At 69.5% G+C, this 12,180-nt stretch carries 8 protein-coding genes; 5 read left to right on the forward strand and 3 right to left on the reverse strand.

Features of this window, described 5'->3' with window-relative positions:
* Positions 1-36 precede the first annotated feature (36 nt).
* The 4 genes from AVL48_RS36565 to AVL48_RS36580 are packed head-to-tail and all read left to right on the forward strand — an operon-like array spanning position 37 to position 5,549.
* A complete protein-coding gene (locus tag AVL48_RS36565; protein ID WP_061980943.1) occupies positions 37-1,272 on the forward strand; it encodes a glycosyltransferase in 1,236 nt (411 codons plus the stop codon).
* The gene (locus tag AVL48_RS36570) at positions 1,272-3,914 is read left to right on the forward strand and encodes an NB-ARC domain-containing protein (RefSeq protein WP_061980942.1); all 2,643 of its coding nucleotides are present in this window, start codon (positions 1,272-1,274) and stop codon (positions 3,912-3,914) included. The genes AVL48_RS36565 and AVL48_RS36570 overlap by 1 nt, the downstream gene beginning before the upstream one ends.
* Positions 3,881-5,119, forward strand: a complete 1,239-nt coding sequence (locus AVL48_RS36575) for a glycosyltransferase family 2 protein (protein ID WP_061980941.1) — start codon at positions 3,881-3,883, stop codon at positions 5,117-5,119. Before AVL48_RS36570 ends, AVL48_RS36575 begins: the two co-directional genes overlap by 34 nt.
* A 55-nt stretch (positions 5,120-5,174) precedes the next feature.
* Entirely contained in the window at positions 5,175-5,549 is a 375-nt protein-coding gene (locus tag AVL48_RS36580; protein WP_061980940.1) for a hypothetical protein, read from the forward strand.
* Between the two features lie 6 nt (positions 5,550-5,555).
* Here the strand turns inward: AVL48_RS36580 and AVL48_RS36585 are convergent, their stop codons facing one another.
* From AVL48_RS36585 to AVL48_RS36595, 3 genes are all read right to left on the reverse strand, one after another.
* Positions 5,556-7,157 (reverse strand): carbamoyltransferase C-terminal domain-containing protein, encoded by a 1,602-nt coding sequence (locus tag AVL48_RS36585; RefSeq protein WP_061980939.1) that lies wholly within the window; start codon positions 7,155-7,157, stop codon positions 5,556-5,558.
* Between the two features lie 100 nt (positions 7,158-7,257).
* A complete protein-coding gene (locus tag AVL48_RS36590) occupies positions 7,258-8,145 on the reverse strand; it encodes a PfkB family carbohydrate kinase (RefSeq protein WP_061980938.1) in 888 nt (295 codons plus the stop codon).
* Positions 8,142-8,861, reverse strand: a complete 720-nt coding sequence (locus AVL48_RS36595; protein ID WP_143104694.1) for a GntR family transcriptional regulator — start codon at positions 8,859-8,861, stop codon at positions 8,142-8,144. Before AVL48_RS36595 ends, AVL48_RS36590 begins: the two co-directional genes overlap by 4 nt.
* Positions 8,862-8,995: 134 nt before the next feature.
* Between AVL48_RS36595 and AVL48_RS36600 the strand changes: the two genes are divergently transcribed.
* Positions 8,996-11,872 (forward strand): glycoside hydrolase family 9 protein, encoded by a 2,877-nt coding sequence (locus AVL48_RS36600; protein ID WP_061980936.1) that lies wholly within the window; start codon positions 8,996-8,998, stop codon positions 11,870-11,872.
* Positions 11,873-12,180 lie beyond the last annotated feature (308 nt).

Consider the following 12,180-nt stretch of genomic DNA (forward strand, 5'->3'; position numbering starts at 1 on the left):
TTCGGGAAGCCGCATGGACGGCGGCATACTCATCTCATGGGCGACGGCGCACTGTCAGACGCGGAGCACACGGGTCCGAACGGACGACGCCGGGTCGTCTACGTGACACATCACCTGCCCTGGCCCGTCGACAGTGGCGGACGATTGCGCGAAGCGCAGCTCATCGCCAGGCTCGCCGATCGCTTCGACATCGACCTGGTCGCGGTCAGCAAGGACCTGGACAAGGACCGACGGGGTATCCGGCAGGCGTGCGCGCTCGGTGTGCGCCCACGGCTCTTCGCCGCGACCCAGGCGGAGGGAGTGTCGGGTCCTCACGCGTTACGGCACGATTCCGCACCGGCTCGCCGTCACCTGCGGCACCGATGGAGACGCGGGGCCGGTCGCGCGGCAGGCACGGAGGTCGTCCACGTCGAGGGCCACTACCTCATGTCGCTGTTGCCGCGGTCGGCGCGCCGACGGGCGATTCTGGTCGAACACAACATCGAGTCCGCGCTGTTGCGCCAAGCGGTGCACGCGGTTCCGCCGCCTCGACCGGAGCTTTCGGTGACTTCTGCCGACGCCGCCCGAACCCGGATCGACGAACGGCAGGCGTGGCTGACAGCGCGGATGGTGGTCGGGGTGACACCGGAGGACGTCAGCGCGATCGCCGAAGTCGTCGGACCGGCCAGGGCGCGGCTCGTGCCGAATGGCGCGGATCATGTCCTCGGTGCCGACGAACGAAAGTTCCGGCGCGATCCGGAATGCGCGTCGCAGCTCGTTTTCGTCGGGAACTTCGCGTATTCGCCGAGCGCGGACGCGGCGCACGAGCTCATCGAACGCATACTTCCCGCCGTGCGCGCGCTGGCCGGGCCCGCTTCGCTGGCGTTGGTCGGCTCCGGTCCGCCTCGGTGGCTGTACGAGGCCGCGGCGCGGCGCGGTGGTGTCACGGTGACAGGCACGGTCGCCGACGTCGTTCCGTGGTTGCGCGGCGCGACGGTCGTCGTCGCGCCGCTGCGGATAGGCGGTGGTGTGAAGGTGAAGGTCCTCGAAGCGCTGGCCTTGGGCAAGGCCGTCGTCACCACCGGCATCGGCGCACAGGGACTGCGACACCTGCCGCCCGGTTCGCTCGTACTGGCGGACGAGCCGCACGAGTACGCCGTCGCCGTCGCGCGACTGCTCACCGACGATTCCGAACGCGAGCGCCAGGAGTCCAGAGCCCGGCTGGCCGCGCGACGGCTCCCCACCTGGGACTCCGCCGCGGAGCGGCTCGCGGCGTGCTGGAGTGAGGGCTGATGTCCACTGAGCGCGGCATCCACGGCCCTGTCCAAGGACTGGTCGTCGGGGACCACAACCGCGTCGAAATCGTCCTGCCGCCGGGTGAGTCGGTCCCGTTCATGGCGCCGCCGCGGCCGAGGCACAGCCTCATCGGCCGCACCGAAGCACTCGACGCCCTGCGGCGCGATGTGCTCGCCGGCCACGACTCGGCGCTGTTCGCCCTCAAGGGCATCCCTGGCGTGGGCAAGACCGCTTTGGCCATCGCACTCGCCCACGATCCGCGGGTGGGCGGCACCTTCATCGGCGGTGTGCTGTGGGCAGGCCTCGGCCCTTCACCGGACGTGATGACCCTGCTGGCGAACTGGGGTGCGGCGCTCGGCATCCCGGCCGAGCAATTGGCGACCGCGGCCAGCCCGCAGGCCCGGGCCCAGATCGTCCACCTCGCCATCGGCCTGCGCCGCATGTTGCTGATCGTGGACGACGCGTGGAGCCTCGAAGCGGCTCTCGCGTTCCGCCTCGGCGGTCCCAACTGCGTGCATCTCCTGACCACGCGGATCCCCGCGGTCGCGACGCGCTTTGCCGCGAAGGCGACGGATATCAAGGAACTCCAACGGGACGCGAGCTTGCGGCTGCTCACCCGCCTCGCGCCCGAGGCCGCCGAGGCCGACCCCGCGGGCGTAGGCGATCTCGTCGACCTCGTCTCCGGGCTGCCGCTTGCCCTGATCCTGATCGGTAATCACCTGCGGACCCGCTCCGCCGGGGGAAGCCGTCGGCGGGTGCGCGAGACCATCGTGCGGCTCCGGGACGCCAAGAACCGCCTCACCGTGAGCGAACCGCGAGGCTTGCTCGACAGCGGCGCCTACGACACACCTCTCTCACTGGCCGCGTCGATCCAGGTCAGCGACGCGGCTTTGCCCGATGAGGGGCGGCGCGCGCTGCGCGACATCACGGCGTTCCCGGCGAAGCCGAACTCCTTCGGTGAGGACGCGGCGGCCGACGTCCTGGAACGCGGTTTCGAGGATATCGACCTGCTGGTGGATCTCGGCCTGCTCGAGCACACCGGCGATCAGCGCTACACGCTGCACCAGGCGATCCACGACTACGCGCACGCGGACGGCCCGACCACGCGGGCGCGGGAACGCTTGGCGCGCCACTACGTCCACAGCTTGGAGGCGACGCGGATGCCCCGGTCGGGATCGACCAGGCCGGACGGACTGGACGAGGGCTGGTCGGCCGATACGGCGAACGTGCTCACGGCCCTCGACTACGCACAGGAACGCGGGCTGCACGAGGAACTGGTGTCCGGCGCGAACGACTTCGCGGAGCATCTCAACCGGCGGGGTCTGCTCACGCAAGCCCAGTTGCACCTCGAACGTGCTCTCGCCGTCGCGGATCGGGTGTCCGACGTCGACGCGCTCACCCGGACGAGAATCAACCTCGCCGGCGTTTACCAGCAGCGCGGCGAGCTGCGCGCGGCCGAGGACCTGCTCGACAAGGGCCTGGGGAAGGGCACGGACGCGGCCCGTGGCGGGCTGCGCTTCGACGCGCTGCTCAAACTCGGTTGGGTGCGTGGACGGCTGGGCAAGGTCTCCGAAGCCCGCGCGGCTCTCTCCGCAGCCCTCGACATCCATGACGAGATCGACCGGCCGGGTGGGCGCGCGGCGGCACTGATGGGGCTCGGGTGGCTCGACACCGTGCACGGCAGACAGGCGGAGGCGGCCGAGAGCCTGGTCGCGGCGTTGGAGGTGGCGAGAAGCACCGGGGAGAAGTACCAGATCGCGGACATCCTGCAGCGGGTCGGCTGGCTGGAGGGCATGCGTGGCCGCCGCGAACAGGCACAGGAGGCCTTCGCCGAGGCCGCCTCGGTGGCTCGCGAAAACGGCTTCCCCACCGTGCTCGTGGACGCGCTCAACGGTCTGGGATGGCTGGACGGTCTGCGAGGCGACTATGGCAGCGCCCGGGTCCTGTTCGAAGAGGCGATCGCCTTCGCCGAGGCGACCGGGTACGCCGAGCGCTACACGCTGCTCGGTGGTCTCGCGTGGGTGGTCAAGGAAGAAGGCGATTTCGCCGACGCCCGCGCCCGCTACGAGGAGGCCCTGGTCATCGCCAGGGAGAAGGGCGAGACGGAGAAGACATCCTTGTTCCTGGCCAAACTCGCCGAGCTGGAGGTCTTGCTCGGCGAACCCGGCAACGCGCGGGTGCACGCCCGCGAGGCCGTGGACCTCGCCCGCGAGCTCCACCTGCCCGATCGGCTCGTCGATCCGTTGCGCACCCTCGCGACCATCGCCCGCGGGCAGGGTCTGCCCGAGCGGGCCCTCTCCTTCCTCGACGAGGCCACCGGCCCGGCCCGGGAAATCGGCAACGACTTCCTGCTGGCAGACGTGGCCAACGAGACCGGTTTGGCACACCTCGACCTCGGCAGGCTCGAGACCGCCGAGGAATTCATGATCACGGCGGCGGACCACGCCCGCCGGGCCGACGCCGGTGATGCCCTCGGTCGCGCGCTCTTCGGCCGGGCGAAGCTGGCACTGGCCCGCGACGACCTTGCCGGAGTGCGCGCGTTCGTCGCCGACGCTCTGCGCGTACTGGACGGTGCGAGCCCGGCGCTGGCGCGGGAGGTGAGCGCGTGGCGAGACCAGGTGCTCGGCTCGTCCACCTGACCGCACGGCTCGGGGCGGTCGCTTTCACGATCGGCTTCGGCTACGCGGCGCTGGCCCGCGTCGGCGTTCTCCTGCCCGCTCTCCGGTCCGTCCACAAGAGACACTCGCGGCCGGTCGATCCCGGCGGAGCACCCGACGGGCACGCGGTGACCTTCCTGGTCCCCGCCCGGCAGGAGCACTCGACCATCGGCCGTGCTCTCCGCTCGATGCTGGCCTGCCGGCCTGGCGACGGCGGAGTGGTGGCTGTCGTGGACAGTGACGACCCGCGCACGATCACGGCGGCCGAGGGCGCCCACGACGGCAGCGGGCGTCTGCGGGTACTCCACGACGCGAGCCCTGGCGGCAAAGGCGCCGCCCTGACGGCGGCTCTGACCGTCATCGACACCGAGATCGTCGGCGTGTTCGACGCCGACAGTGTCGTCCGGCCCGGTCTGCTACCACCCGTGAGGCAGGCTTTCGCGGACGGCGCCGACGTCGTGCAGGTACCCGTCCGGCCGTGCTGGAATCGCCCGGCCGCATGGCACGGCACGCGCACGCTTCTGGACTACGCGGCCTGGTCGAGTGGCCGGGCGGGGACGACGACAGGCGTCGTCCGGCTGAGCGGAACCGGTGTCTTCTTCCGGACCAGCCTGTTGCGCGCGGTCGGCGGGTGGCGGCCCTCGCTCACCGAGGACTTCGACCTCGCCCTGCGCCTGACCGCGGCCGGGGCCCGGATCACGGTGGTCGACCGTCCCGACCTCGCCACCGACGAGCAGGTACCGCACTCGGCGTCCAGCCTGCTCCGGCAGCGGATTCGCTGGCACCAAGGCTTCCTGGAGATCCTCGCCACCGGAGTGTGGTGGCGGATGCCGACCACGCGCATGCGGATGTCCGCGGTGGGCCCGCTTCTCGTCCCGGTCGGCCGCGCCTTGGCGGCTGTCGCGGCGGTGCCCACGCTTGCCGCCGTTCTGGCCGCGGGGAGCGCGCCGCTCACCCTCCTTGTGCCGGCGGGCCTCAGCTGTCTCGTCCTGGCCATCGACGTCGCGGTCTTCGTCCGGCTCGCGCCGTCCTACGGAGTACGACCGTCCCTGGCACGGCTGGTGGCACTGGTGCTCGGCGCCGTGCCCTTCTACACGGTGTCGGCCACCGCGTCCACGCTCGCCGTTGTCCGTCAGCTCACTGGACAACACGATTGGGAGACAACGGAACACGCCGCTTCGGAGTAGCCTCGCGGCACGGTGGCGTGAAATCGCACGAGGAGGCCTGGTGGATCCGATAACAGTGATCGTCACCGCGTTGGTGGCGGGTGGCGCGGCAGGGCTGCAGAGTTCAGCGGGCGATGCGATCAAGGACGCCTACGCCGGGTTGAAAGCGTTGATCATCCGCCATTTCGGGACCAAACCCGAGGTGACCGTGGCGGTCGAGCAAGCCCAGGAGTCTCCGGAGGTCTGGACCGCTCCCCTCAAGGACGCCTTGACCAAGGCCGGCGCCGATCAAGTGCCGGAAATCGTCCGGGCGGCGCAGGAGGTCATGCGGCTCGCCGAGCCCGAGGCGGCGAAGGCCGGTAAGTACAACGTGACCATCACCGGGAACGTGCAGGGCATGGCGACCGGCGATCATCAGCATGTCGAAATGAAGTTCGGTCAGCAGACCTGAACCCGCTCACCGGTCGCGGATCACCCGGTCGCCCAGGATCAGGAAGTCGAGGCCGAGCTCGCGGAACGCGCGCAGGGCATCCACCGCCGTGTTCACGATCGGTTCCCCCGGTCCGTTGAACGAGGTGTTGACGAGCACCGGCGGCACCCCCGCCCGCCGAAGCGTCTCCAACAGGCTTCGCACCACAGAAGCCGATCCGTCCGGGAGAATCTGCGGCCGGGTCGTGCCGTCCACGTGCACGGCGGCGGGCATGACTTCGAGCCCGTGCTCCGAGACGACGGCGTTGCCGATCATGTAGAGATCGCGCAGTCCCTGACCCGGCCATAGCCGGGGCGCGTAGCCGTGGAGCGTGACCGGCGCGAACGGCCGCCACCGCTCACGCCGTTTCACCGTGTTGAGACGGTCGCGCATGCTCGGGGCGCTGGGGAGCGCGATGATCGAGCGGTGCCCCAAAGCACGCGGCCCCACCTCGGCTCTTCCCTCGGCGACCGCGCCGATGCGGCCGTCGAGCAGCATCTCCACCACCGTGTCCGGCGTGAACGGGGTGACGACGAGGTCTCCGAAGTCCGGATGTTCTTCCCCGATCGCGGTCCCGAGGTACGGCGACTCCAGCAAGCCGGTCATCACCGGAGGGCGGACGGACCAGGCCGCGCCCAGTGCCACCCCCGCGTCGTGCGGGAAAGGCGGGATGTAGACCGGTTCCGGCAGCCTGCCGTTGGCCACCGAGTTGAGGGCGACGCCACCGGCGAGGCAGACGTGCGGGAATCCGGTCAGCCGTCGGGTTTCGGCGTGGAGAGCGGGCAGCGCGAGCTCGACGGTCCGCTGCGCGGAAGCGGCCATCCGGACGGCGACCGGGTCACGGGCGAGGTCGTCCGCCGTGCTCGTCACCGTGCCGAATCGCTCACCCAGATAGCTCCCCCAAGCGTCGACGATCGTCTGGTACTTCGTGCGGGGGTGGAGGCCGAAGAAGGACGGGCCTTCTTCCACGAGGTCCCCGAGTGGCAGCGGGTCGACGCCGTCGGTCGTCTCGTACGCCGCCAGCCCCATCGTCTTTCCGGCGTCCAGAATCCCCAGGCCGAGAGCGCGGGTGGTGGCCTCGTACAGCGCGCCGAGCGAGAATCCCCGGTGCCAGTGACGCAGTGGCCGTAACCCGGTCATGCGATCGGCCGCGTAGACCGTGGTGCCGTAGAACTCGCCACTCCCGTCGACGACCAGGACACCGGCCCGTTCGAAACCCGACGCGTGAAAGGACGACAGCGCATGGGCCACGTGGTGTTCCACGAAGACGATCTCGGGCCGGTGCGGGGTGGTCAGCTCCTCGGCGAGGGCACCGAACAACGCGGACAACAGCCGTCGTCGGTCACGGCCAGGGAAATGCCAGAGGTTGCTGTGCGGGATGTCCCAACCGACGGCGACGACGTCGACGTCCCGAAAACCGATGCCCGCGGTCCTCAAGCAGTGGGCGGCGGCCCGCGCGGGAAAGCTGTCCCAAGCGTGCTTCACGCGAGTGAACCGCTCCTCCTCGGCGAAGGCATGGATACGGCCTTCACCGTCGACGAGCGCCGCCGCCGTGTCGTGCCACTCCCAGTTGATTCCGAGCACCCACACGTGGCCCTCCCTGCCCTGCGCCGACCCGACGGCTGTCTGGACGATTGTCGCCGCTGGCCAGGCCCGCCCATACCGCTCGGCAGGTACATCATTTAGTCGGCTAAAGGCGAAAACCCCGAAGAAAGGCGTCGAGTTCGGCTCGGCCCGGCGACGTGGCAGGTCCCCGCCGGGTGACGGCGATCGCGGCCGCGGCGTTCGCCCGGCGGGTGGCTTCGACCAGCTCGGTCCCGGCGATGAGTTCGGCGGCGAGCACACCACAGTGCGCGTCCCCCGCACCGTTGGTGTCCACGGCGTCCACCGCGAAACCCGGCACGGTGACGACCCGCTCCGCGGTGACCACCCGGCATCCGGCGGGTCCGTCGCGGACGATGACCGTCTCCACGCGATCGCTTCCCACGTCGAGGATGTCCGCCTCCCTGACATTGCAGCTCAGAATGTCCACATGCGACAGCACTGCCGAGAGCACCGGAGCCGGGATGTCCCCGGCGAGCGGACCCGGATCGAACAGCACGGTCGCGTCACCGGCACGCGGCAACCAGTGCGTCAGCGCCTCCGCGTTCGTCTCGTGCAGCAGGCTGTATCCGGTGAGATAGACGACGTCGTGGCCGGTGGGGACGATCTCGTCGAGCAGGCCCCGCGGCATCCGTCCTTCGGCACCGGTTCCGGTGATGAAGGTGCGTTCGCCGTTGTCCTCCACCAAAGCGACGGAGATACCGGTGTCGCCTTCGCCCGACCGGCCGTGCGCGAGGACGATGCCCTCGGCCGCCATCGCCGCCCTGGCGAGGTCGGCGAAGTTCCCGGTGCCGTGCATCCCCGCGTAAAGGACGTCTGCGCCCGCCCTCGCGGCCGCGGCCATCACGTTGAACCCACCGCCAGGCAGGAAGTCCATTGTGGACGCCATCACGTCACCGCCGGAAACGGGCAGCTTCGGTACCCGCATCACCAGGTCCAGTACGACCTGGCCGGTGTGGATCAACCGTCCGCTCATCGGACGGCCGATCCGGGGAAGGTCAGGTGGAACCGGAAGCGCGCCGGGTCCAGCAGGCTCACCACATGCTCGACCAGTCCGCCAGTGGCGTCCACAGTGGACCGGGTGGTGTGCAGGAACAGCTCACCCGGTTCGCGTTCCAGCAGCGCCGCCGAGGCGGTGTCCAGCTTTGCGGTGCAGATCCACTGCTCGCCGCCCGCCGCGCGCAATCCGGCCGCGCGCAGTGTTCTGGCCAAGGACCCTTTGACCAGGCTTTGGTCGGACAGGTCGGGCAACGGCACGTAGGCGGTCTCAAGGGAAACAGGCCCGGTTCGCGGATCGCGGCGCAGCCGTCGGACCTGAGTCACCCGCGCGAGGCCGTACCGCTTGGTCAGCTCGGCGTCGGACACTCGCTCGATGCCGAGCAGTTCGGTTTCGATCGCCACACCACCGCGCTCGAACGCCTTGGCCCAGCCGGTGAGCTGGTCGAGCTCGACGTCGTCGAAGGTGACGAAGGAACCGACCCCGGTCTGGGTGGTGATCAGACCGCGGTGCTGCAGATCCGCCAGCGCGCCACGGACGGTGCCACGGCTGACCGAGTACCGGCGGGCGAGTTCGTTCTCCCCCGGCAGCCGGTCTCCATGGGCGAAGCGGCCGGAAGTGATCTGCCCGGCGAGCTCATCGACCAGCCGGTTCCGCTTACCGAAGCCGACCTCGCCGCCGACCTGTCCAGTCATGTACATACATGTACAGCCCGAGTTTGCCGATGTCCAGACCGCTCTTGCTAACGCGACACCGGCGCCCTACGGTGACCTGGGAGCGCTCCCAGGCAGTTGTCAACCGTCAAAGCAGACGGAGGAGACCCACTCCGATGAGACCGCTTTCCCTTCCCCGCCGGTTCCGCCAGGCCACCGCCGCCCTGACCCTTCTCACCCTCGCCGCCGCCCTCACCACCGCCACCGCGCACGCCGCCGACTATCAACGGATCCTCAACGGCGCCTTCACTTCCGGCACCGCCGATCCGTGGTGGGCGAGCGCCGGGGTCACCAACCGCGTCGTCGACCAAGAGCTGTGCGCGTCGGTCACCGGCGGCACGACGAACCCGTGGGACGCCTTGATCGGCCAGAACGGCGTGCCGTTCGAGGCCGGTCAGCAGTACACGATGTCCTTCGACGCCTACGCCACGACATCCCAGCCCATCGCGGCCAACGCGGGCGAAGGTGTCAGCCCGTATCGCGGGATCGCCCGGCACGAGGTCCAGCTGGGCACGAGCAAACAGAGGTACACCTTCACGTTCACTTCGGAGCTGGACTTCCCGGATTCGGGCAACGGCCAGCTCACCTTCCAGCTCGGTGGCAACCCGGCGGACAACACCATCTGCGTCGACAACGTCTCCTTGGCCGGCGGCGTGATCCCACCCGGTGGTCCGCCCGCGCCGACGAAGAAGGTGCAGGTCGACCAAGTCGCGTACGCACCAGGACTGCCGAAGCACGCCACCCTCGTGTCCGACGCGGCGACCGCTCAGCCATGGGCACTGAAGAACTCCGGTGGTACGACCGTCGCCACCGGCCTGACCACACCGAAGGGTGTCGACTCGCTGTCCGGTGATCCGGTGCACCTGATCGACTTCTCGTCCTACGACACCGCCGGCACGGGATACACGCTGACCGTCGGCTCGGAGACCAGCTTCCCGTTCGACATCTCCGTCGACCCGCTCAAGAAGCTGCGCTACGACTCGCTGGCGTTCTTTTACCACCAGCGCAGCGGAATCGAGATCGAAGCGCAGTACGTCGGCGCCGCGTACGCGCGGCCGGCCGGCCACCTCGACGTCGCGCCCAACAAGGGCGACACCACCGTGCCCTGCCGGTCCGACCTGAACTGCGGTTACACGCTGGACGTGCGCGGAGGCTGGTACGACGCGGGTGATCACGGAAAGTACGTCGTCAACGGCGGTATTTCGGCGTGGCAGGTGCTCAACACCTACGAGCGCGCGAAGCTGATCGGCGACGCCACCGCGCTCGGCGACGGCAAGCTCGCCATCCCGGAAAAGGCCAACGGGGTGCCCGACATCCTCGACGAGGCCCGCTGGGAGGTGGACTTCCTGCTGAGGATGCAGGCACCCGACGGCATGGTGCACCACAAGATCCACGACGCCGACTGGACCGGCCTTCCCACGCTGCCGCACCAGGACAGCCAAGCGCGACGGCTGTCGCCGACCAGCACCGCCGCGACGCTGAACATGGCGGCGGTCGCGGCGCAGGCCGCCCGTGTCTGGAAGACGATCGACCCGGCGTATTCGGCCAAGGCCCTCACCGCGGCCACGAGGGCTTACGCGGCCGCGAAAGCGACTCCGAAGAAGATCGCCGACCCGAACGACGGCACCGGCGGCGGCTCGTACTCCGACAGCACGCTGACCGACGAGTTCTACTGGGCCGCCGCGGAAATGTACGCCACCACCGGCGAGGCGTCCTATCGCGTGGACGTCACCGGCTCGACCCTCTACAAGGGACAGTCGATCACCGACCGGGGCTACGACTGGGGTTCCACCGGCCCGCTGGGTGACATCACCCTCGCACTGGTGCCCACCGGCCTGCCGACGGCGGACGTCGCGGCGATCAAGGCGGCGTTCGTGGCCACCGCCGACAAACACCTGAACCAGATGGCGTCACTCGGCTATCCCGCGCCGTATCGGGAACCCGACGGCAGTTACGTGTGGGGCTCGAACGGCCTCATCGCCAACAACGCCTCCGTGCTCGCGCTCGCCTACGACTTCACCGGTGCCGCCAAGTACCGCGAAGGCGTGTTCGAGGCACTGCACTACCTGCTGGGCCGCAACCCCGTGAGCTACTCCTACGTGAGCGGATACGGCGAGCAGCCGGTGCGCAACGTCCACCACCGGCACTGGGCCAACCAGCTCGATCCGACGCTGCCCACCGCACCGCCCGGGGTGCTCTCCGGCGGTCCGAACAGCTCGCTGCAGGATCCCGTCGCCGAACGCCGGCTCGCCGGTTGCAAACCGCAGAAGTGCTTCGTGGACCACATCGAGGCCTACTCGCTCAACGAGGTCACGGTCAACTGGAACTCGGCGCTGGCATGGATCGCCAACTGGGCGGCGGAGAAATCGGGCTCGAGCGACACCACTCCCCCGGCCACGCCGGGCACCCCGGTCGCCTCGGAGGTGACCGCGACGGGAGTCAAGCTGGCCTGGACTCCTTCAAGCGACCCGGAAAGCGGCGTCACGAACTACGACGTCGTCTCGATCGAGGGTGACGCCCCGCGCGTGGTCACCACCGTGACCGGCACGTCCGCGACGCTGACCGGGCTGCGGCCGAACACCGCGTACCGGCTCGCCGTGCAGGCCCGCAACGGGGCCGGACTCAAGTCGGCGCTGTCCGGAGCGGTCGCGGTGACCACCGCACCGGACGGCCAGTCGTCCTGCGAGATCACCTATCAGGCGAGTGGGTGGAACACCGGGCTGTCCGGGAACGTCACCATCACCAACACGAGCGGCGCGGACTGGGGCTCGTGGACCCTCGGGTTCACCTGGCCGGGAGACCAGAGGATCACCCAAGGGTGGTCGGCCGTCTGGACACAGAACGGCACCGCGGTGACGGCGACCCCCACGTCGTGGAACAGCCGGGTGCCGGTGGGCGGTTCGGTGCAGATCGGGTTCAACGCCTCCTCGTCCCCGCCGCACCCGGAACCGACCGGCTTCATCATCAACGGGCAAGCCTGTACGCGGGGCTGAACCCATGAGTGGCGATTCGGGTCCTGACCAAGGGCTCGGAAGCCCGCCCAGCCTCAGTAGCGACAACGGCCGCGGGTGAAGGCTCCTTCCCCAGTACATGATGGCCCCCTTCCTTGCGCTAGGCGCAAGGAAGGGGGCCATCATGTACTTCCGCCGGCCACGCAAGGCCTTCACGGCACCCCTCCGTTGATCAAGCTCGTGCGATCACGCCCGGCCAGACCACGGCAACCCGCACAAGCCCCACCTCAAGAGAGCCCTTCACGGACACGCCGCCTTTGGATGCCCGCTCGGATGGATCACCGCAGCCT

The organism is Amycolatopsis regifaucium (assembly GCF_001613935.1).
GTDB classification, from domain to species: Bacteria; Actinomycetota; Actinomycetes; order Mycobacteriales; family Pseudonocardiaceae; genus Amycolatopsis; species Amycolatopsis regifaucium.

Bases quoted from the DNA above. Each gene is read 5' to 3' on its own strand.
- AVL48_RS36600 (WP_061980936.1), top strand. From the start codon at position 8,996: ATGAGACCGCTTTCCCTTCCCCGCCGGTTCCGCCAGGCCACCGCCGCC.
- AVL48_RS36570 (WP_061980942.1), top strand. From the start codon at position 1,272: ATGTCCACTGAGCGCGGCATCCACGGCCCTGTCCAAGGACTGGTCGTC.
- AVL48_RS36565 (WP_061980943.1), top strand. From the start codon at position 37: ATGGGCGACGGCGCACTGTCAGACGCGGAGCACACGGGTCCGAACGGA.
- AVL48_RS36595 (WP_143104694.1), bottom strand. From the start codon at position 8,861: ATGACTGGACAGGTCGGCGGCGAGGTCGGCTTCGGTAAGCGGAACCGG.
- AVL48_RS36590 (WP_061980938.1), bottom strand. From the start codon at position 8,145: ATGAGCGGACGGTTGATCCACACCGGCCAGGTCGTACTGGACCTGGTG.